Source organism: Frankia sp. AgB1.9, assembly GCF_016786355.1.
Lineage (GTDB): Bacteria > Actinomycetota > Actinomycetes > Frankiales > Frankiaceae > Pseudofrankia.
Genome location: NZ_JADWYX010000079.1, coordinates 7,955 through 29,991, shown reverse-complemented (window position 1 = coordinate 29,991; position 22,037 = coordinate 7,955). Strand labels below are relative to the sequence as shown.

The following is a 22,037-nucleotide window of genomic DNA, read 5'->3' as shown; positions in this document are numbered from 1 at the left end:
GGTTGGGGGGGCCGCCGGCGCTACCCCGAATCCACCCGATCATGGAAGCGCCTCAACAACGGCGACGACCGCTAGCGGCGGGGCAGGCCGAGGTCGCCGGGGCGGGGTCGCCAGGCCTTGAAGAAATCCGGCGGCGGCGGGGTGATCTCCAGTGTCGGCTTGCGCGGCACCGAGATGCGATAGGCAATCCGCCACCCGTCCGGCGTGCGCCGCAGGATGTCGAAGAAGTCCCCGGAATGCACGCCGCCGTCGACCAGCGGGGCGATATAGCGGCTGCGGGCCCGCACGACGCCGTCGGCGTCGACGAACGCGAGCACCGCGACCGTGTTGTGGTCGGGGGTGTCGACCTGCCGGTCGCGGGTGAACCGCCGCGCGGCTTCCAGGCCGGCGATCGTGTAGCCCGAGCCGATCACGCCCTCGACCACGGCGTCGGCGGTGAGCACCCGGCCCATCCCCTCGGCGTCGCCGCTGTCGAAGGCATGGCCGAACCGCGCGAGCAGGCCGTGGATCTCGAGCAGGTCGGCGGCGCCGAGCGGGGGCATCAGGCCCGCCCCGCGAGCGTGACCCGCCACGGGTCCAGCGCCGCCGACGTCGGCACGCCGGCGCCCTCGGCCCGCGGGGTGCGCGGGATCCCCCGGCGGTAGGAGATCCGCCAGCCCTGCGCGGTCCGCACGAAGATGTCGAGGAACTCGCCGCTGGTCAGCCGGCTGTCCCGGTTGATCCCGATGTAGCGGCTGCGGGCCAGCACCGTGCCGTCGTCCCGCGCGGACAGCGCCGTGTTGACAGTGAAGTGGTCCGGGGCCGCCGCGCTCTTCGACAGCACGTAGTCCGCGAGCTCGGCGAGACCGTGGTAGCTGCGGTGCGGGCCGATCCCGTGCTCGACGGTCGCGTCCGGGGTGAACACCAGGCCCAGCCCGTCGACGTCGTTGTCGTCGAAGACGTAGGAGAACAGCGCGAGGATCTCCTGGATCGCCAGCACATCGTCCTGCGGAAGGTCCACGGCCACGTTCGTTATCTCCCTCGGCCCGAGCGTCGGCCCGCGGCGACCACCGCCCGGGCTCTCCCAGGATGGTCAGCGCCCGGCCGGCGGGGAACCCCACTTCACACCCCTGGGCACCCCTAGCGGGCGAGGACCTGGCGGGTGAGCGCGTCCAGGCGTGCCGCCGCGGCGCGGTCGAACGACCCGTCGGCCACGCTGATGCGGCGTTCCTCGATGAAGGCGCTCAACGTCTCGGGCGGCGGCGCGTCGAGGCGGGGCAGGATCTGCCGAACGCTCTCCCCCACCGACTTGCCGGCCTGCCTCAACGTCTCGATGCCAGAGGCGGTCGCCTCGTCGTAGGTGCCCGAGAAGCTCGTCGCCACGACACCCGGATGCACGAGGACGTATTTCGTCAGGCCGTCAGGATAGGCGTCCGCGAAAGCCACGCCAAGCAGGTCGTTCAGTTTGCCGCCCTGCCCCAGCGCCATACCCCCGTGATAGGCCTGCCGCAGCTCCAGGTCGTCCCAGCGCACGACGGACAGGTCCGCGCCCGGGCCCGCGAGATTCACGATGACCGGTTTCGCGCCCTTCTCCAGCAGCCCGACGAGGCCGTGGCCGAGCACGAACCGGCTCAGGTAGAACAACGCGAAGTTCTCCTCGAACCCCTCCGACGTCTCCCGGCGGGTCGACCGGTAGTGCCGCGCGCCCAGCACCAGCCCGTCCAGCGCCTCGAACCGTTCCCGCAGCCAGGCCAGCACCCGTTCGTTCTCGCTGACCAGACCGAGCTCCGCCTGGAGGAACGCGGCCCTCCCCCGTGCTCCCTGGCTCCCGGCGGCGTCGAGGAACGCCTGGCCCTTGTCCGCGTTGCGGCCCACGATCACGACCTGGTCGCCGCGGCCGAGCAGGGTCGCGGCGAGGGCCCGGCCGATCCCGTCGGTGCCGCCCGTGATCACGATCGTTCTCATGAGTTCTCCCGTCGGGCGGGGGCGCTGAGGCCGTCGAGGACGACGGAGAGCAGGTGGTCGCGGCGGTCCGCGAAGGGGCCGCCGTCCTCGGTCATCGAGGTGACGGCGCCGACGAGCGCGAACATGTCGGCCCCGGTGACATCGCCGCGGGCCCAGCCGCCCTCCTGCGCGTCGAGCAGCAGCTGGGCTCCGGCGTCATGCAGTACGGTGCACGACGCCCACAGCGCGGAGCCGGGCTCGCGCAGGGCGGCGGCCAGTGACGACGGAAGGCCCCGGTAGATGCTGGAGCCGGCCGCGAGCGCGCGCAGCCACTCGGCCAGCGCCTCGGCCGGGGACCGGGTCGTGCGCAGCGTCCCGGCCAGCTCGACCAGTTGCCCGAAACCCTCATGCAGCAGGGTCTCCAGCAGGGCGTCGCGGGTCGGGAAATGCCGGTAGAGCGTGCCCAGCCCGACGCCGGCGCGGCGGGCCACGTCCCGCAGCGAGGCCTGGGTGCCCTGCTCGGCCAGCACGGCGCGGGCGACGGTGAGGATCTCGTCGCGGTTGCGGCGGGCGTCGGCACGCCGGGCACCCGGCGCCGGACCGGCGTCGACCACCGGGCACCTCCCTCGACCAGAGCACGGCCGTCAGAGCACGGCCTTGACTATCGGAGCACCGCTCCGTTTAGTATTCGGAGCACCGCTCCAGATGTTACCCAGACCCGCCCCCGCCTGAGGAGCCACGCCATGAAGACGATCCAGGCCCACCGCGCCGGCGCGCCGTCCGAGCTGAGACTGCGGGACGCCCCCGTCCCCGAGCCCGGGCCTGGCGAGGTGCTCGTCCGGGTCCGGGCGGCCGGCGTCAACCCGCCCGACTGGTACGCCCGCGCCGGCTACCCGATGATCCCGCCGGAGGTCCGCCCGGCCCTGGACTTCTTCCCGTTCACCCCGGGCTCGGACGTCTCCGGCACGGTCGCCGGGCTCGGTCCTGGAGTCACCGCGTGGGCAGAGGGCGACGAGGTGTTCGGGCTGCTGCGGTTCCCGACCAGCACCGGCAGCGCCCGGGGCTACAGCGAGTACGTCACCGCCCCGGTCACCGACCTCGCCCGCAAGCCCGCCTCCCTCGACCACGACCACGCGGCCGCCGTGCCGATGGCCGGGCTCACCGCCTACCAGTACGTCGTCGACCTCGTGAAGATCGAGCCAGGCAGCACGGTCCTGGTCAACGGCGCCGCGGGCGGGGTCGGGCACCTCCTCGTCCAGCTCGCGCGGCACCTCGGCGCCCGCGTCATCGCCGTCGCGTCCACCCGGCACGAGGACTTCCTGCGCGGGCTCGGCGCGGACGAGTACGTCGACTACACCACCACCGCCGTCGCCGACGCGGCCCACGACGTGGACTACCTCTTCGACACCGTCGGCGGCCCGCACGGCTACCGGCTCACGCCCGCGCTGCGGGCCGGTGGCACTCTCAGCCCGGTCTTCTTCGGCGACTACCACGACGCCGAGCTCGCGGCCCGCGACATCCGGACGGCCGGTGGGCAGGTGCACTCCGACGGGCGCCAGCTCGGCGAGCTCGCCGAGCTGTTCGACTCCGGCGCGCTGCGCGTCCACCTGGACAGCGCCTACCCGCTAGCCGAGGCCTGGCGTGCCCACGAGCGAGGCGAGGGCGGTCACCTGGGTGGCAAGATCATCCTGCGGGTCGCCGGCGCCGAGCCCGCGCGGTAGGCCCGCCGGATCCGTGGCCGCGGTCCGGCGGATCCTCCCTGGCGGCGAGGCATGTTGATCACACGGCGGGGTAATCGTCACCTATCTGGTAAGTTGCCCGCCGCGGACGCGGCGGGCGCGTGTGGGCCGGTCTCCTCCTCGGGACCGGCTATGAGGCGGTCAGTGTCGTGGTCTGAAGGCGCGCCTCTCCCTGGGGGACGGCCAGCGCCTCCTGTCGCGACACCGGCGAGAGGACCGCTCCGTGAGCAGCGGAGCTGACAGCGGGGCGCATCCGGCGGCGTCGGCAGCCGCCGACGTGTTCGCCGCCGACGTCGAGGTCGGCCGGGACCTGGCGGCCGTGGACTGGTCCGCGACGCCGATCGGCGCGCCGTCCGGCTGGCCGCAGAGCCTGCGGACCGCGGTGAGCATCCTGCTGTCGTCACGGTTCCCGATGTGGATGGCCTGGGGCCCGCGGCTGACCTTCTTCTGCAACGGCGCCTACCGCCGCGACACCCTGGGCCAGAAGTACCCGTGGGCGCTGGGGCGCCCGGCGGAGCAGGTGTGGGAGGAGATCTGGGACGACATCGGGCCGCGCATCGACGGCGTCCTCTCGACCGGCGAGGCGACCTGGGACCAGGCGCTGCGGCTGTTCCTGGAACGCTCGGGGTACCCCGAGGAGACCTACCACACGTTCTCCTACAGCCCGCTGCGCGATGATCAGGGCACGGTCGTCGGGATGCTGTGCGTGGTCAGCGAGGACACCGAGCGGGTCCTCAGCGAGCGGCGGCTGGCCACCCTGCTGGACCTGGGCTCGGACTCCAGCGTGCTGCGCACCGAGCAGGAGATGCTGGAGCTCACCGCGAGCCAGCTGGGCCGCAACCAGCGTGACCTGCCGTTCACCCTGACCTACCTGTTCGACGGGGCGGCGGCCGCGCGGCTGGTGACGTCGACCGGGATCGCGCCCGGGCATCCGGCGGCCCCCCAGCACATGCTGGTCGCCGATCCGGCGGCGGTCTGGCCGGCCGCCGCGGCGGCCCGGGGCGAGACCCTCCTCGTAGACCTCGCCGGGGGCGCGCTGCCGACCGGAGCGTGGCCACGGCCCCCGAAACAGGCGCTGGTGGTGCCGCTGCCGCAGCAGGGCAGCGCGCCCGTGGGCTTCGTGGTCGCCGCGCTGAACCGGTACCGGCCGCTGGACGAGCGATACCGCGGGTTCGTGGACCTGGTCGCTGGCCACGTCTCCACCAGGGTGCTCAGCGCGCGCGGCTACCGGGCCCAGCAGCGACGGGCCGAGGAGCTCGCGGAGCTGGACCGCGCCAAGACCATCTTCTTCTCCAACATCAGCCACGAGTTCCGCACCCCGTTGACCCTCATCGCCGGTCCGGTCCAGGAGCTGCGGACGCGCCTCGCCGGTGCCGAGCCGGCGTTGCGGGAGGAAGTCGAGGTCATCCACCGCAACGGGCTGCGGCTGGGCCGGCTGGTCAACGCGCTGCTGGACTTCTCCCGCCTCGAGGCCGGGCGGATGCAGGCCAGGTACGAGCCGGTCGACCTGGCTGCGCTGACCCGCGAGCTGGCCAGCGTCTTCCGGTCCGCGATCGAGAAGGCGGGGCTGCGGTTCGACGTCGACTGTCCCCCACTGCCCTACTCGGTCTACGTCGACCGCGGCATGTGGGAGAAGGTCGTGCTCAACCTGCTGTCCAACGCGGTGAAGTTCACCTTCGACGGCGCCATCACGGTGCGAGCGCGGGCCTTGGGCGAGCACGCGGTGGTCACGGTCGCCGACACCGGGGTGGGCATTGCCGAGGCGGAGATGCCCAGGCTGTTCGAGCGGTTTCACCGGGTCGAGAACGCCCGGTCCCGGTCCAGCGAGGGCAGCGGCATCGGGCTGGCTCTGGTCAGGGAGCTCGTCAGCCTGCACGGCGGCGAGATCACCGCGCTGTCGGCGGTGAGCCTCGGCACGACCTTCACCGTCCGGCTGCCGTCGGGGCACGCCCATCTGCCGGCCGACGCCGTGACGGCGGACCAGGCGGCCGGCGACCAGACACCGGCGCGCACGTCGGTGAGCGTCGAGCCGTTCCTGCAGGAGACCCTGCGCTGGCTGCCGGACCCGCCGGACGGGCGCGTCGATCCGTTGGACGACGCTGACGCCCTGCACGTCGATTCGGGTTACCCGACCGACAACGGCGGGGGGCGGTCGGTCCGGGTGCTGGTCGCCGACGACAACGCGGACATGCGCGGGTACCTGACGCGGCTGCTGCGCGGTGCCGGGCACACCGTCGTGGCGGTCAACGACGGCCGCGCCGCGTTGGACGCGCTGCGCGCTGAGCTGCCCGATCTGGTCGTCAGCGACGTGATGATGCCCGGCCTCGACGGTTTGGAGCTGGTGGCCGCGCTGCGGGCCGACCGGCGCACCGCAAGTGTGCCCGTGCTGCTGCTGTCCGCGCGGGCGGGCGAGGAGGCGTCCGTCCAGGGGCTGGAGGCCGGCGCGGACGACTATCTGGTCAAACCGTTCGCCGCCGCCGACCTGCTGGCCCGGGTGCGGGCCAACGTGGAGCTGGCCCGGCTGCGCGGCCAGCACGCCCGGTGGCGCGACGCGCTGGTGGACTCGCTGCAGGAGGGGTTCTTCGTCTCCGACACCGACGGAACGGTCCTCGAGACGAACTCGACGTTCACCGAGATCCTCGGCTACGGGCCCGACGGGCTGCCCTACCGCCCTCCCCTGCCCTGGTGGCCCGATCCCGAGACCGACCCACACGCCCACGCGCGGGTCCGCGAGGAGTCCGCCCGCCTGGTCGACGGCACCATCGGCCAGGCCGACCTGCCGCTGGTCCACCGGGACGGGCACCCGGTGTGGCTGCGGGTCACCTACAACCGCGTCGAGGAGCCCGGGTCCAGCCGGCACGTCGCCGTGGGGACCGTCCGCGACATCACCGCCGAGCACTACAGCGCGCAGCGCGACACCGCGCTGGCCGGGCTCGCCGAGCAGCTGGCCCAGGCCAACACGGTGCCCGAGGCGCTGGCCGCGGCGGTGACCCAGCTCCAGCGCACCTGGTCGGCCCGCCGGGTCGTCGTCGCCGCGTTCGCCACCACGCCGTCGGGCCATCGCCCGGAGCCGGAACTGGTCTACAGCAGCGACCACAGCCGGTGGCCCGAGCTGGCGGTGGACCTGCGGGAGTCGCTGACCCGGCTGCGCGCGGCGCCGCTGCTCGCGCCCCAGCTCTACCAGCCCGGCCGGGCTGGCATCACCGTCGCCTATCCCGGCGGTGTGCTGGTGGTGTGGATCGACGTCGGTGACCGGCGCCCGGTCGGTGATCAGGACCGCGCACTGCTGTCCGTGCTGGCCGGCCGGCTCGGGCAGGGCGTGCACCGGGTGCACGAGATCGACCAGCAGCGCGAGGCCGCGGTCGCCCTGCAGCACGCCATCCTGGGGCCGGCGACCCTGCCGGCCGGGTTCGCGGTGCGCTACCAGCCGGCGATGAGCCCGTTGCAGGTCGGCGGCGACTGGTACGACACCGTGCCGATGGCCGAGGGCCGGATCGGCATCGTGGTCGGCGACTGCGTGGGCCACGGGCTGGACGCCGCCGCGGTGATGGGCCAGCTGCGCAGCGCCTGCCGCGCGCTGCTGCTGGAACACTCCAGCCCCGCGCGGGCCCTGGCCGGCCTGGACCGGTTCGCCGCGCTGCTGCCCGCGGCCGAGTGCACCACGGTCTTCTGCGCCACGCTCGATCCGGCCACCGGTGAGCTGGTGTACAGCAGCGCCGGGCATCCCCCGCCCATTCTTGTGCGCGCCGACGGCACCACGACGACCCTGGAGGGCGGCCGCGGCATCCCGCTGGGGCTGCGCACCGACCGGCACCGCGGCGAGGACAGCCACGTCATCGCGGCCCGCTCGACGCTGCTCCTCTACACCGACGGGCTGGTCGAGCGCCGTCGTCGCTCGCTCGACGAGGGCATCGACCGCGCCGCGGCGGCGGTGCACGACGGCCGGGACCTGCCCGTCGAGGACCTGGCCAGCCAGCTCATGACGACGCTCGCGCCGGTGGGCGGGTACGAGGACGACGTGGCGCTGCTGCTCTACCGTCCGCCGGGGCCGTTCGAGGTCGACTTCGTGGCCGTGGCCAGCGAGCTGGCCCCGGTCCGCCAGGCCATGCGGGCCTGGCTGGCGCGCTGCGACCTGGGGGCCCAGCAGATCAACGACGTGCTGATCGCCGTGGGCGAGGCCTGCAACAACGCCGTCGAGCACGGCCACCGCGAGCACCCGGCTGGGCTCATCCGGCTGCGCGCCGCGGCGCTGGCCGACCGGCTGTGGGTGTCCGTCATCGACAGCGGCCGGTGGAAGCCGCGCGATCTCGAAGCCACCGCGCGGGGCAACCGCGGCCGCGGGATCGCGCTCATGCGCGGCCTGATGCACCACGTCACGATCGACCCGACCGATGCCGGGACCATCGTCGAGATGTACACGAGGATCCTCACGTGAGCACTCCGCTGACCCTGCGCACCGGGCACGATCCGGCCGGCCGGCCGGTCCTGACCGCCCGCGGCGAGATCGACATGGCCAACCTGACGACGTTCCGCGCCGCGCTGGAGGCCGCCGTGACCCAGGCGAGCCTGGTCGTCGTCGATCTCACCGCCGTCGACTACCTGGACAGCGGCGCGATCAACGCGCTGTTCGCCCACGCCGAGCACCTGCACCTGATCTGCAACCGCACCCTGCTGCCGGCCCTACGGATCAGCGGCCTGACCGAGCTGACCACCATCGAGACGCCCGACCCGACGCCCTGATCGCGGTCACCGCATCCCACCGAGGCCTGCGGCAGGCGATCAGTGGGCGGTCGCGTAGCGGCTGGCCGGGCGGGGAAGGCGGAGCAGGCCGCGCAGCGTGTCCGCCTCGTAGGCGGTCCGGAACGCGCCGCGCCGCTGGAGCTCGGGGACCAGGGCGCGGGTGATCGTCTCCAGGTCGTGCGGGACGGCGCCGGGCCGCAGCCGGTAGCCGGACAGCCCGGCCCGCTGCCAGGACTGCAGCAGGTCGGCCAGCTCGGCCGCCGTGCCGGTGAAGACCAGTGCGTCGCTGAAGAGCCGCTCCCCCGCCGCCTCGTCCAGGCGGTCCTTGCGCGCGGCCGCCGCCCCGGCGGTGTCGTCGAGGAACACCACTAGGTCGCCGAACACATGGACCGGCTCGGCCGCCCGGCCGGCCGCCTCCTGCTCGGCGCGGACCTCGGCCACGATCGCCGCCGCCCCGGCCTCGTCCCGCGGGGTCACGTAGACGACGTCGGCCGCCCGGGCGCCCAGCCGGTACGGGATCGTCGCGTGCGCCAGCACCGAGACGACCGGCTGCCCCTGCGGCGAGCGGGGCACGATCGACGGGCCGCGGACCTTGAACCAGCGGCCCTCGAAGTCGATGTAGTGCAGCTTCTCCCGGTCGATGAAACGGCCGGTCGCGACGTCGCGGATCTCCGCGTCGTCCTCCCAGCTGTCCCACAGCCGGCGCACGACCTCCACGAAGTCGGCCGCCTCGTCGAACGACTGGGCCACCGCCGCCTGCACCTCGGGCTTGTCGATGTCGGCGACCCCGAACGAGAAGGTCGGGCGCCGGCCGAAGTGCGTGTTCTCTCCGGGCCGCGACGCCTGGGCCCGCCAGCCGGCCCGGCCCGCGCTGACGTAGTCGAGGGTGGCGAGCGCCTTCGAGAGGTGGAAGGGCTCGGTGTGGGTGACGGTCCCCGTCGGCACCAGGCCGATGTGGCTGGTCAGCGGGGCGACCCGGGACGCGATGAGCACCGCGTCGAGCCGGCCGCGCACCTGGTCGGTCCGGTCGTCCGGGCCGTCGAAGTGGGACGACTGCAGACCGAGTGAGTCCTCGATCGTGACGAAGTCCAGCAGGCCGCGTTCGGCCTCGAGAACCTGGTCCAGCCAGTAGCCGGCGGTGAGCAGCTCCGCCGGCCGGGCGTCAGGCTCGCGCCAGGCGGCGGGGTGCCACCCCGCGCCGTCGAGCGCGACGGCGAGGTGCAGCGCGGCCGCGCTCCCCGAGTCTGCCATGGGAGTCGTCTCCTTCTGGGCGCCGAGATGTCCGGGCTCCGGCCGAAGGTCACTGTGATCCGAGGCCACGACCCGGGACACCACAGTGAAACCCGAGCTTGGTGCCTCTTCCCGGCGCAAGCCCGCGGACGACAACCGTCAGGCAACGCTAGCCAGCGGGACACTTTATCGTCAATCCCGGTGAACAAGGTGGAACTGGCGCGAGAGAGGGTGGACAGGCCGTGGACCTCGGACTTACGGGACGCCGGGCGATCGTGACCGGTGGTAGCCGCGGGATCGGGCGGGCGGTCGCGGCCGCACTGGTCGCCGAAGGCGTCCAGGTGGTGATCGCGGCGCGGGGCGAGGAGCGGCTGAAGGCGACCGCCGCCGAGCTGGGAGCCGACGGGGGCGTCGTCGTGCCGGTCGTCGCGGACACCGGCAGCGACGACTCGGTCCGCGAGCTGGTCGCGCGCACCGTCGGCGAGCTCGGCGGCGTCGACATCCTGGTCAACAACGCCGCCCGCGTCGGCGGGGTGGGCACACCGGGCGACGTCCGGGCGCTGGCCACCGCCGACGCCGCCGTCGACTTCAACGTCAAGGTGCTCGGCTACCTGCGGACCGCGCAGGAGGTCATCCCCCATTTCGTCGAGCAGAAGTGGGGCCGGATCGTCAACGTCGGCGGTCTCGCCGCCCGTCAGGTCGGTCTCGTCGGCGGCTCGATTCGCAACGCCGGCATCGTCGCGCTCACCAAGACCCTCGCCGACGAGCTCGGCCCGCACGGGGTGACCGTCAACGCCGTGCACCCGGGCGCTACCCGGACCGACAAGCACGGCGGCACGGTCTCGTTGACCGAGGAGCAGTACGCCGCGTTCGGCGGCCGGGTCGCCATCGGCCGGATCGTGACGGCCGACGAGGTCGCCGCCGTCGTCACCTTCCTCGTCTCCCCCGCCGCCGTCGCCATCACGGGCGAGTCCATCGCCGCCGGCGGCGGCGCCCCGGGCCCGATCCACTACTGACGAGGGCCGCGCGGGCGAGCCGTCGCCGGCGGACCCGTCGGCCCGGCACGGCACGGCCTTGATCGCCGTTTCGGCCCTCGGGCGGTCGTAAACGCCCCCAGAACACGACCATCCCACGGCCGAAACAGCGATCAAGGGGCCGAGTGACCGGCCCCGGGCCGGGTCAGGCCTTTGGGCTGGTCAGGAAAAGGCGGATCGACGCGGCGAGGGCGACCGGCTGCTGCTCCTGGATGTTGTGGCCGGCCTCGATCTGGACGATCTCGGCGCGCGGCACGCGGGCCCGGAACTCGTCGACGGTCCGCGGCGAGAGGAAGCCGTGGGTTCCGTACACGAGCAGCACGGGGACCGTCGAGGTCTCCAGGGCCGGCCACAGGTCGCGGAAGTCGATGTCGAACCGGGCGTTCGGCGGGGGGCTGGAGAAGTGGTGCTTCCAGGTGACCGTGCCGTCGTCGCGGACCCTGGTGTTGAGCACGACGCCGCGGGTGAGCGCCCGGCGGGACGAGCCGATCCCGGCGGCCAGGGCCTTCTCCACGATCTCCTCGCGGGAGCCGAACACCTGCGGCCCGGCGAGGAAGTCCGTCACCTGGGCCGCGTCCTCGGGGAGCTGGCCGGGACTGGCGTCGACCAGGACCAGGCCGGCGACCAGGTCGGGGCGCAGCTCCGCCAGGGCGATCGCGGTGTGCGCTCCCAGCGACTGCCCGACAACGGTCTGCGGGGTGCCCGGAACGACCTCGTCGAGGACGGCGGCGACCGCCCGCGCGTTCCGCCGGGGCGAGTAGTCGAAGTCGTCGCGCCACGCCGAGTCGCCGTGGCCGGGCAGGTCCAGCGCGACGGCCGGCCGGCCGAGCGAGAGGATCGTCGCGTCCCAGGTGTGCGCGTTCAGGCCGCCGCCGTGCAGCAGGGTCAGCTCCGGCGCCACGCCCCACAGCAGGGCGCTGAGCGCACCCTCGGTGGTCGCCAGGTCGACGCGGCGCACCGCCGGGAGCTCGGGCGCGGCACCGACCTCGGCCGCCTCCTCCGCAAGGAAGTCGAACTCCGTGGCGTCGCGACCCATCATCGTTCTCCTGCTCCGGAAACCGGCACCGAGTCCTACGTCCTGGCCGCCGAACGGGCCAGACCACAACCAAAGCGCATGACTGAACTGACGATCAAGCGTCTTGCGCGGCTCGCCTGAACACGCTGAGCGGGCTGTCAGCCCTGGCCGGGTCCAGGCCGGGGCCAGGTGACGTCCTCCTGCCGCCCCAGTCTGATCAATCTCAGGCGGACGCGCGGCCGCGGAGGTCCGCGCGGCCACGGACGCCGAGCTTGCGGTAGACCCGGGTCAGGTGCTGCTCGACCGTACCGACCGTGACGAACAGGCTGGCGGCGATCTCACGGTTGGTTCGCCCGCCCGCCGCCAGCGTGGCGACCCGGTGCTCGGCCGGGGACAGCGCCGCCAGTCCGGTGCCGTCCTCGGCCCGCGCCGACGGCGTGCCGCCGGGGTCGCGCGACGTCGACGGAGCCAGGCCCGGCGCCTCGGGGACTCGGCCAGCTTCCAGGAAGGACCTGGGCGGCACCGCGCCGTCCTCCCAGTCGTACGCGCCAGCCAGCCGTGACCGCAGCGGCTCGGCCCCCAGCTCGCCGGCGAGCAGCATCGCCCGCCGCGCGACCGCGCGGGCGCGGGCCGACCGGTCGGCCACCAGGTACGCCTCGCTCAGGTCCGCCAGCGCGCCGGCCAGCTCGAGCCGGTCGCTGTGGGCGCCGAGCAGGTCCACCGACGCGAGCAGCACCGGCAGTCGCCGTGCCGGTTCCAGGGTGGCCGCCAGCGCCCGCAGCCCGATCCCGCGCAGCCGGCCCCCGCTCGTCCGGGCGAGATGCTGCTCGGCCAGCGCCCGCGCCTCGTCGACGCGGCCCAGCCGGACCAGCACATGCGCGGCGTCCACCCGCCACGGCACGAACCCGGGCTGGTCGATGTTCCACTCGACCAGCAGGCGCCCGGCCGTCATCAGGTCATCGAGAGCGGCCGGCAGGCGGCCCCGGGCCGCGTGCAGGCTCGCGCGGCCCCGCAGGAACTGGGGACCGAACCGGGACCGGAACATGGCCTCGGGCACCGCCGGCACGTCGGCGTCGTCCAACGGCGCGCCGCTCGCAGCGGCGGCCATCAGCAGTGCCGACAGCGGGCGCCCGATACCGACACCCCACGACCAGGCGGGCACGACCGTCAGCGCCAGTCTGGCGTTCTCGCCAGCGGCGCGGATGTCTCCCTGGTGCACGGCGATCTCCGCCCGGACCCCCGCCATCAGCGCCCGCCAGGCTCGGCTGCCCCGCCGGGTGGCCTCGGCCAGGTAGCGGTCGGCCCAGGAGACGGCCAGCTCCAGCTGCCCGGCGTAGGCCAGGGCCAGCACCGCCCACTCGACCGACCCGACGGACTGGTCGTCGAGCAGCGTCGCCTGGAGCACCTGCTGGGCCGACCGCACCGTCTCGTCGTCGGCCGCGCCCCGCAGAGCCATGCGCAGCGCGTCGACCGCGGCGGCTGTCTGGCCGTCGGCCACGCCGGCGGCGGTCCGCCGGGTCACCCGGGCCGAGCCGCTGGCCACGGCGAGCCGCGGGTGGTTGACCGGCAGATAGTCGTGGATGAGCTCCAGGCCGAGCGCCGACCGCGGGTCGAGCCGGTCACGGCGGCGTTCCAGCTCGGCCAACGCGCGTTCGGCGTCCGCCTCCCGGCCGAACCACATCAGCAGGCGGGCCAGCGTCACGGCGTGCGGACCGCCCAGCCGGCCGGCCAGCAGGGCGCGCAGCAGCGGGTCCAGCCGGTCGATCACCTCGGCGCCGTCATCCCGGCAGGCGACCCGCAGGCGCAGCAGGGTGAACTCCGCGCGTTGGTCGTCCGCGTCGGCCTCCCGCGACGCCGTCGTGGCGGCATCCGCCAGATCCAGCGCGGCCAGGGCACCGGCGACGTCGTCGGCGCGCAGGGCCGACTCGATCGCGCGGCGCAGCACGTCGAGGCACCAGCGCTCCCCGGCCCAGCCGGCGGCGACCAGGTGCACCGCGATCTCGTCGGCCGACGCGCCGGCGAGGTACCGGACCTCGGCGGCCCGCCGGTGCAGCTCCCGCTGCGCGGAGGCCGGGATGTCCGCCAGCACGGCCGCGCGGACCGCCGGGTGCCGGAAGCCGTCGCGGTCCATCAGGCCGGCCCTGGCGAGTGCGCCGAGCGCGGCCTCGCGGCGATCTGCGCCCGCGCCGGCACGATCCGCCAGCACCTGGTGGGCCAGGCCGGCCGAGGCTCCTGACGCGCCGAGCACCGCGACGGCCCGCGCCACGGCGAGCGCCTCGCCACCGGCCGCATGCACCAGCCGCGCGACCGCCTCGACGTATCTGGGACCGGGCTCGGGGCCGACGGCGGCGCCGTTCGCCTCCGGAGCCCCGGTCGGGCTCGCGGCGGCGCGGGCGTCGTCGAGCAGCGCCCGCAGCAGCGTGGGGTTACCGGCGCTGAACGCCCACCAGCCGGGGGCGGCCGCCGCGGCGGCCGGGCCGAAGCGGCGGGTGAGGACGGTCGCCACCCCGGCCGGGGACAACCCGGGCAGCCAGACCTGGCGGTAGCGCGGATGGCGCAGCAGGTCGGTGTGCCAGCCTGCGCGGGACGGCTCGGTCACCGCGCCGTCCAGCACCGTCGCGACCAGCAGCACCCGGTCGGTGGCCAGCCGGCTCACGAGCAGGGAAAGCCCGCGCAGGGAGGCCTCGTCGGCACGGTGGACGTCGTCGACCGCGACGACCACCGGCGCGGCGGCCGCGAGCGCGCGGATCCGTGCGCCGAGCGCCTCGACCAGCGCGGGCAGCGGCGGGGCCTCGGCCAGGCCAGCCACCACTGGCCGCCCGGGCCCGTCCTTGCCGGCTCGGACGAGCGCCGCGGCCCGCGTGGCGTCCCGCGAGAGCTGGCGCAGAACGTCGCCGGCCGGCCCGACGGCGGCCGCCGAGCCGCAGGCGGTGAGGACGGTCGCGCCCGTCGCGCCCGCCCGCTCCAGCAGCGCCGCCAGGACCGTGGAACGGCCCGAGCCCGGACCGCCGGAGATGACGACGACGCTGCCACGGCCGGCCTGGCTGTCCGCGAAGGCCGCCAACAGCCGGGCCAGGGCCTCACCCCGGTCGGGCAGATCCCCGGTCAGGCGCCGGTCCCGGGCCGGGACGTGCGAGGTCCGGGGCGGGGCCAGCCGGGCCCCGGCGCACGGGCCAGCGGCGCTGCGCCCGCGGCCGCGGGGCTCCTCGGCCGGGCGCCAGGGCGACCGGGCCGGGTTCCGGCTCGCCGGGGCCGTCGTCATCGGATGCCGCCCTCCTCCGTTGGCTTTCTCTACAAAGTTAGTCGATTTAGTGGTCTTATGCCGGGAAAGTCACCACGGCCGCCTGGAACACACCGGCCAGGCGCACGGCTGGCGCCCGGCCGGCGGACGACGGCGCTAGACGCCCAGGAAGACCGGCAGCTCGGCCCGGCCGCGGATCCGCAGCTTGCGGTAGGTCCGGGTCAGGTGCTGCTCGACCGTGCTGACGGTGATGTAGAGCCGCCGGGCGATCTCCCGGTTCGAATGGCCGGTCGCGGCCAGGGAGGCGACCTGGAGCTCGGCTGTGCTGAGCTCACCGCCGCCGGCCGTGCTGTAGCCCTCCACCGCGAGAAGGAAGGCCGGGCCGGTGGGAGCCTCCGGCTCGGGCGCCGACCACGACACGCGCGCCGAGCCCGGCTCGTGTCCCCCGCCGGCAGGTGGCGCGACCAGTACGGGCCGGGCGGTGACGCCGCGGCGCGGCGAGCCCGCGGCCCGGTCGAGAGCGTCCAGGTCCTCCCGGGCCCGGGCCAGCTCCAGCCGGTCCCCGGCCACGCCCAACAGCCGGGCCGACTCACGCAGCAGCCCCGACCGGCGCTGGCGCTCGACCAGCGACGCCTCCACCCGCAGCGCCATGCCCCGGACCCGCGGGCTGGCCGCCGACGGGCGGCCGCGGTTCTCGGTCAGCAGATCGCGGGCCTGGGTCAGCCGGCCGAGCTCGGCGAGCACAGCGGCGGCGTCGAGCCGCCAGGGCAGGAAGGCCGGCACGTCGAGACCCCAGCGCACCATCAGCCGCCCGCAGGTGAGCAGGTCGTCCAGGGCCGCGTGCGGCTGCCCGACGGCGGCATGGCGCTGACCCCGGGCGTACAGGTAGCTAAGTCCGTACCGGGTCTGGAACATCTCGTCCGGGACGGGGACCGCGAGCGCGCCGGCCGGGTCGGTCCCGGTCCTGGCGCCGACCCGTAGCAGGACGGACAGCGGCAGGCCGATGCCCACTCCCCAGCTCCAGGCCGGGATCAGCTCCAGCGCGGCCCGGGCGAAGCGTTCAGCCGCCGCCAGGTCGCCCTGCCGCAGCGCGATCTCGGCCCGCGGTCCGGCCAGCAGCCCGCGCCAGGTCGGGAAGCCGCGCCGGTCCGCCTCCGCGATCAGCCGGTCGCAGTGCGCCGCAGCCAGATCGGCCCGGTCCGCGCAGACCAGGCTGACCAGGGCGCTCTCCAGCGGGCAGATCGTCTCGTCGGCCGGCGGGATCTCCCGCAGCAGCGCGTCGGCGACGGGCACGGTGGCCTCGTCGGGTCCGGCCGCGAGGACCGCGCCCAGCAGGACGACGGCCCGGGCCGCGCGGGTCGGGTGGGGGTCCATCGACCGAGGCCCGTGGCCGGCCCGAACTGCCCCGGCCGCGACCAGCACGCCCGGATGGGAGTACCGCAGCCAGTTCCTGGCCATCGCCAGCTCGGCGTGGCCCTGCTCGTCGAGGTCCACGTCGTCGCGGTCGAGGCGCCGCAGCGCCGCGGCCGCCTCGTCGACCCGGCCGTGCCAGGCCAGTGCCCGAACCAGCATGACCAGGTCTCGGTCGCCTACCTCCCCCGCCTCGATCGCCCGGGTCAGCCGGGGCAGCCGGCGGATCGCCCCGCCCGGGTTGACCCGGCATTCGACCCGGCTCTGCTGGATCAGGATCGACAGCCGCTCGCGCGGGTCGGCGCTGGCCCGCTCGGCCAGGCGCAGGCACTCGACCGCGAACGTGACGTCGTCGTCGGCCGAGTCGGTGGCCGCGCGGCGCAGCAGGTCGACCGACCAGGACTCGTCCGCCTCCCCTGCCGCGACCAGATGCGCGGCGACCTGCCGGGCGGCGGCCCCGGACCGGCGCAGCAGCCGGGCCGCCCGGCGGTGCAGGACGACGGCCTCGTCCAGCGGCAGGTCGGCCAGGACGGCCGCCCGCGCGACCGGATGCCGGAAGCCACCGCCGACCATGACCCCGGCCGAGGCCAACGTGTCGAGGGCCGCGCCCGTCTCGGTCAGACCGATCTCCAGCAGGCCGGCGAACAGCGCGGGCGAGCCGGCCGTCTCCAGCACGGCAGCGCCGCGAGCGGTGGCGAGCAGCCGGTCGTCCGCGCGGTGCAGACAGGTCAGCACCGCGCGGCCGAACGCTCCATGGCCGGGAGGATCGAAGGACCGCGGGGCGCTCCGGTCGACCGCGGCGGCCTGGACGTCCGGGTCCCCGCCGTGGGACCCGTCCCCGCCGTGGGGCCCGCCCAGGCGGAGGTCCTCTACCAGGTAGTCCTCGGCGAGGGCTCGTACCAGCAGCGGGTTGCCGCCGCTGAGGCGCGCGAAGCAGGCCGACAGCGCCCGGGCGGAGCCGAAGCCGAGCTGGCGGGTCAGCGCCTCGAGGATCCCCATCCGGGTCAGCGGAGCGACCGGTACCTCGACGGTGCTCGTCGCTCGCCTCAGGTCGGCGCGCCACCGGGCGATCCGGCTCGGGCCGCCGGGCGGGGCCTCGGGCCCGGTGACCACCATCAGCAGCCGCGACGAGCGGGCCCGCGCGCCGAGCTGGAGCAGTCCTCGCAGGGAGATCTCGTCGGCATGCTGGACGTCGTCCACCCCGATGACCAGCGGCCGGCGCAGGGCGGCGGCCAGCAGGCGCTCGCCCAGCTCCCGCGGCGTCTCGGGCGCCGAGCGATCCAGGCCGAGTCGGTTCCAGAGCGGTTCCGCCGACCCGGCGGGCTGCTCGCCCAGGCCCGCGGCCAGCGCCCGCAGGACCGAGCCCGGCGCGGACTCCTGCGCCGACGCCGAGGCCGTCAGCACCGTGGCACCCGCCTGGCCGGCCCGGCTCAGGAAGGCGTTGAGCAGCTCGGTCTTCCCGCAGCCGACCGCGCCGCTGACGAAGGCGGCGCCACCCTGGTAGGCGAAACAGGCGGCCAGCATCCGGTCCAGCTCGGCGATGGGGCCCACGCGCTCAATGAGCGCGGCGGCCTCCCCCGTCCGCGGCCCGGACGAGCGAGGTGCACGGACAGTCCTGATCTCACGCATGGCTTCCCACTCCGTTGTCGCCGACAGTTCACACGTCAGGGGCGACGGCGACAGCCACCGAAGTTCATCCTCGACCTCACCTGGGCGCTTCGGCTCCTCCGCCTGCGCGACCGCGCGCGGACGGGGAGTGGTTTTCGTTCTGTTGACACTAGCGGCGGCGACCCGGTCGCCCACCGGACTCCGGAACGTCGTCAACCCCCGTCCCGGCGCGCCGGAGTCCGGTCAGCCATCGTCAGCGGCCAGCCGGACCCGCCGCCTCGTCCGGCCGCGGCGGGCGCGGCACGGCGGCGAGAAGCTCCTGGGTGTAGGGATGCTCGGGCCTGGCGAAGATCTGCTCGGTGGCGCCGGACTCGACGACCCGGCCATCCTTCATGACCAGCAACCGGTCGCTCACGTGATGCACGACACCGAGGTCGTGGGAGATGAACAGCAGGGCCACCCCCGTGTCGTGCCGCAGCCCGAGGAGCAGGTCGAGGATCTGGGCCTGCACCGAGACGTCCAGCGCGGACACCGGCTCGTCGCAGACGAGGACGTCGGGGGACGGGGCCAGCGCCCGCGCGATCGCCACCCGCTGGCGCTGGCCGCCGGAGAGCTCCAGCGGCCGCCGCCCGGCCAGGTCGCCCGGCAGCCCGACCGCGGCCAGCAGCTCGGCCACCCGCTCCCGCCGGGCCGGCCCGCGCGGCACGCCGACCGTCGCCACCGCCTCACCGATGATCTTCTCGACGGTGTACCGGGGATCGAAGGATCCGAACGGGTCCTGGTAGACGGCCTGGACCCGCCGGCGCCGCGGCCGTCGTTCGGACTCGGGCCGCCCGCTCCACGCCTCGCCGTCGAGCCGCACCGAGCCGGCGTCTGGTTCCACCAGGCCCAGGACGATGCGCGCGACCGTCGTCTTGCCCGAGCCCGACTCGCCGACGACTCCCAGCGCCTCGCCCGCGCTGAGCGCGAACGACACGTCGTCCACCGCCAGCCGGCGCTGGCCGTCGGGGTCGCGGAACCCCTTGCTGATCGAGGCCACCTCGACCAGCGGCCGGCCGGAACGGTCCGGCTCGCGGGCCGGCGGCACCAGGACCACCGGCTCGGCCAGCGCTGCCGGCACCTGGCCCGGGTACCAGCAGAGCGTCTCGTGACCGGCTTCGACCGACACCACCGAGCCGAGGGCTGCTGACGTCCCGCCTGCCACCGCGGGTCCCGACAGCGGCGGGAGCTCGGTGCGGCAGCGGTCGTCGGCCAGCGGGCAGCGGGCGGCGTACGGGCAGGCGTCCGGCGAGGCGGGCAGACCGGGCGCGCCCGACGCCGGGGGCGACAGCCGGGTGCCCCGAGGACGGCCGACCGGCACGGCGGCCAGCAGCGCCCGGGTGTAGGGGTGGCGCGGGCGGCCGAGCACGGCGGCGGTCGGCCCGCGTTCGACGATCCGGCCGCCGTACATGACGGCGACCTGGTCGGCCAGCCCGGCGACGACGGCCAGGTCGTGGCTGACCAGGACGATGGCCGTTCCGTCGGCGCGGAAGCCGCCCAGCAGGTCGAGCACCCGGGCCTGGACCGTGACGTCGAGCGCGGTGGTCGGCTCGTCGGCCAGCAGCAGCTCGGGATCCGCCGAGATCGCCGACGCGATGAGTGCCCGCTGCCGCAGCCCGCCGGAGAGCTGGTGGGAGTACTGGCGCGCCCGCCGCTCGGGGTCGTCGATACCGACGGCCGACAGCAGCGAGCGCACCCGCGCCGGGACGGCGCCCCGCTCCAGAAGCCGGTGCACGCGGGGTGTCTCGGCCACCTCGGCGCCGACGGTCCGCAACGGGTCGAGCGACACCAGCGCGTCCTGCAGGACCAGGCCGATCCGCCGGCCCCGCACCGACCGCCACCGCGCCTCGCCGGCGCCGCTGAGGTCCTCGCCGTCGAAGGAGAGCGTGCGGGCGCCGAGCACGGCCGACCCGCCGGTCAGGCCGACCAGGGCCCGCAGGGTGACGCTCTTGCCCGAGCCGGACTCGCCCACGATGGCCAGGCACTCGCCGCGCCGGACGCTGAAGGAGACGTCGCGCGCGGCGCGGACCGGGCCGGCCGGGGTCCGGAAGGTCACGTCCAGGCCGTCGACCTCCAGCAGCACCGCGCCGGGTACGGCCGCGGCCAGTGCGGCCGGCGCGGCCTCGGGCTCGGTCACCAACGGTTGGCCGGTCATGCCAGGTCACCTCCCTGCGGCCGGCGGGTGAACCGCGCTCGCGCGCGCCGGCCGGTCACGTTGAGGGCGATCACGGTCAGCGTGGTCGCCAGCCCGGGGAAGACCGCGACCCACCAGGCCATGGAGAAGTAGTTGCGGCCAGTGGACAGTGCCAGCCCCCACTCGGAGGAGGGAGGCTGCGCGCCGAGGCCGAGGAAGCTCAGGCTCGAGGCGTAGATCAGGGCCGAGCCGAAGCCCACCGTGGCCAGTACGAGCAGCGGGCCCAGTGTGTTCGGCAGGACGTGGCGCCCGACCAGCCGCCAGCGGGGCAGCCCCAGGCCCACGGCCGCCTCTACATAGCCGGAGCGGCGCACGACCAGCGTCTCGGCCCGCACCACCCGGGCGTAGCCGGGCACGAACGCGATCGCGACCGCCACCATCACGTTGACCTGGCCGTGGCCCAGCACCGCCACAGCCAGCAGGGCGAGTAGCAGCGGGGGCAGGGCGAGCAGGACGTCGGCCACGCGCATGAGCACCTGGTCCAGTGCCTGGCCCCCGATCCCGGCCGTGAGGCCGAGGGCCGTCGCGCCGAGGACGGCGAACACGGTGGCGCCCAGACCCACGATCAGCGAGGGGCGGGCGCCGTAGACGATCCGGGCGAAGACGTCGCGACCCAGCTCGTCCGTCCCGAACCAGTGGGCGCCGCTCGGCCCGTGCAGCGCGTTGACCGGATCGGTCGCGGTCGGCGAGTGGCCGGCGAACAGCCCCGGCGCGATCATCAGCAGCACGATCAGGACCAGGAAGGCCGCCGACGCCAGGAAGGCCGGGCCGGGCACGTCCCGGTCCCGGCCGCCCCACCGACCGCGGGCCAGCCGGCCACGGGCCGCTGGTCCCGGCCGCAGCGCGAGTTCCTCCAGGGAGCTCTCCACCGCTGTCACGGCCTCACCCCGTCCGCAGTCTTGGGTCGATCAGCAGGTAGAGCAGGTCGACCAGGGTGGAGATGACGACGAACGCCACCGCGGAGACGAACACCACGCCCATGACCACGGGCATGTCCTTGTTCTGGACGGCCTCCAGGGTCAGCGCGCCGATCCCCGGCCGGCCGAAGACGGACTCGACCAGGACCGCGTTGCCCAGCAGGCTCCCGCTCAGCCAGCCGACCAGGGTCACCAGCGGCGCCGCCGCGTGGCGCAGCGCGTGGCGCAGCCGCACGGCCGAGCGTCTCAGCCCCCGGGACCGTGCGGTGATCACGAATGGCTGTCCCAGCGCCGTCTCGAGCCCCTCTCGCAGCACCTGGGCCAGCACGCCGGCGATCGGGAGGGCGAGGGTCAGGGCCGGCAGGACGAGCGAGGCCGCGCTCTGCGCGCCGGCCACCGGGAACAGCCGTAGCCGGAACGAGAACGCGGTCAGTAGCAGGATGCCGAGCCAGAACGTCGGGGTGGAGACGAGCACCAGCTCGACGACGTCGACGACCGCGCGCAGGCCGCCCCGGCGGCTGGCGGTGCCGAGCGCCGAGAGCAGCGCCAGCAGCACGGCGACGCCCACCGCCGCCAGCATCAGCTGGAACGTCGGCCAGAACTGCGCGCCGATCAGCGAAACCACCGACTGGTTCAGCTGGTAGGAGGTACCGAGGTCACCGTGGGCCAGGTGCCCGAGGTACTGGAAGTACTGGACGATCACCGAGTGGTTCAGCCCGAGGTCGTGCCGGATCTGGGCCCGGACCTGCGGCGAGACCGCGTTGTTGAACCCGATCATGATCGTCACCGCGTCGCCGGGGATGAGCTGCAGGGCGACGAACGCGACGGTGGCCGCGCCGTAGACGACCGCGACCGCCCCGAGCAGCCGGCGGGCCACGACCGGCCACAGCCGGGGGGCGGCGGCGGGGGCCCCCCGCCGCGCGGGGGCCACGGCAGCCCACCGCCAG

General features: G+C 74.9%; 15 protein-coding genes. 4 read left to right on the top strand and 11 right to left on the bottom strand.

All coding sequences use genetic code 11. The features are described 5' to 3' along the window. Positions 1–71: 71 nt before the first annotated feature. The 4 genes from I6A60_RS27070 to I6A60_RS27055 form a co-directional block, all read right to left on the bottom strand. A complete protein-coding gene (locus I6A60_RS27070) occupies positions 72–542 on the bottom strand; it encodes a nuclear transport factor 2 family protein (protein ID WP_203016994.1) in 471 nt (156 codons plus the stop codon). After that, a complete protein-coding gene (locus I6A60_RS27065; RefSeq protein WP_203016996.1) occupies positions 542–1,006 on the bottom strand; it encodes a nuclear transport factor 2 family protein in 465 nt (154 codons plus the stop codon). The genes I6A60_RS27070 and I6A60_RS27065 overlap by 1 nt, the downstream gene beginning before the upstream one ends. A gap of 113 nt (positions 1,007–1,119) precedes the next feature. Next, positions 1,120–1,944, bottom strand: a complete 825-nt coding sequence (locus I6A60_RS27060; RefSeq protein WP_203016998.1) for an SDR family NAD(P)-dependent oxidoreductase — start codon at positions 1,942–1,944, stop codon at positions 1,120–1,122. Continuing rightward, entirely contained in the window at positions 1,941–2,537 is a 597-nt protein-coding gene (locus I6A60_RS27055; RefSeq protein WP_203016999.1) for a TetR/AcrR family transcriptional regulator, read from the bottom strand. Before I6A60_RS27055 ends, I6A60_RS27060 begins: the two co-directional genes overlap by 4 nt. A 129-nt stretch (positions 2,538–2,666) precedes the next feature. Between I6A60_RS27055 and I6A60_RS27050 the strand changes: the two genes are divergently transcribed. From I6A60_RS27050 to I6A60_RS27040, 3 genes are all read left to right on the top strand, one after another. Beyond that, the gene (locus I6A60_RS27050; protein WP_203017001.1) at positions 2,667–3,644 is read left to right on the top strand and encodes an NADP-dependent oxidoreductase; all 978 of its coding nucleotides are present in this window, start codon (positions 2,667–2,669) and stop codon (positions 3,642–3,644) included. 241 nt (positions 3,645–3,885) lie between these two features. Next, complete coding sequence (locus I6A60_RS27045) at positions 3,886–8,097, top strand: SpoIIE family protein phosphatase (protein WP_203024901.1); 4,212 nt, start codon at positions 3,886–3,888, stop codon at positions 8,095–8,097. Continuing rightward, positions 8,094–8,402, top strand: a complete 309-nt coding sequence (locus tag I6A60_RS27040) for an STAS domain-containing protein (protein ID WP_203024900.1) — start codon at positions 8,094–8,096, stop codon at positions 8,400–8,402. Before I6A60_RS27045 ends, I6A60_RS27040 begins: the two co-directional genes overlap by 4 nt. A gap of 39 nt (positions 8,403–8,441) precedes the next feature. Here the strand turns inward: I6A60_RS27040 and I6A60_RS27035 are convergent, their stop codons facing one another. Next, positions 8,442–9,653: an LLM class flavin-dependent oxidoreductase gene (locus I6A60_RS27035; RefSeq protein ID WP_203024899.1), complete on the bottom strand. Its 1,212-nt coding sequence runs from the start codon at positions 9,651–9,653 to the stop codon at positions 8,442–8,444. Between the two features lie 221 nt (positions 9,654–9,874). Here I6A60_RS27035 and I6A60_RS27030 point away from each other — a divergent pair, with 221 nt between their 5' ends. Then, positions 9,875–10,648: an SDR family NAD(P)-dependent oxidoreductase gene (locus tag I6A60_RS27030; RefSeq protein WP_203024898.1), complete on the top strand. Its 774-nt coding sequence runs from the start codon at positions 9,875–9,877 to the stop codon at positions 10,646–10,648. Between the two features lie 163 nt (positions 10,649–10,811). Here the strand turns inward: I6A60_RS27030 and I6A60_RS27025 are convergent, their stop codons facing one another. From I6A60_RS27025 to I6A60_RS27000, 6 genes are all read right to left on the bottom strand, one after another. Next, entirely contained in the window at positions 10,812–11,702 is an 891-nt protein-coding gene (locus tag I6A60_RS27025; protein WP_203024897.1) for an alpha/beta fold hydrolase, read from the bottom strand. 202 nt (positions 11,703–11,904) lie between these two features. Further along, the gene (locus tag I6A60_RS27020; protein WP_203024896.1) at positions 11,905–14,943 is read right to left on the bottom strand and encodes a LuxR family transcriptional regulator; all 3,039 of its coding nucleotides are present in this window, start codon (positions 14,941–14,943) and stop codon (positions 11,905–11,907) included. Positions 14,944–15,078: 135 nt separating this feature from the next. Further along, complete coding sequence (locus I6A60_RS43145; RefSeq protein WP_203024895.1) at positions 15,079–17,883, bottom strand: LuxR family transcriptional regulator; 2,805 nt, start codon at positions 17,881–17,883, stop codon at positions 15,079–15,081. Between the two features lie 310 nt (positions 17,884–18,193). Then, positions 18,194–20,134 (bottom strand): ABC transporter ATP-binding protein, encoded by a 1,941-nt coding sequence (locus I6A60_RS27010; protein WP_203024894.1) that lies wholly within the window; start codon positions 20,132–20,134, stop codon positions 18,194–18,196. Further along, a complete protein-coding gene (locus I6A60_RS27005) occupies positions 20,131–21,042 on the bottom strand; it encodes an ABC transporter permease (protein WP_203024904.1) in 912 nt (303 codons plus the stop codon). The genes I6A60_RS27010 and I6A60_RS27005 overlap by 4 nt, the downstream gene beginning before the upstream one ends. 13 nt (positions 21,043–21,055) lie before the next feature. Next, positions 21,056–22,037: ABC transporter permease (locus I6A60_RS27000; RefSeq protein WP_374487266.1), on the bottom strand; the 982-nt coding region annotated here is incomplete at its 5' end.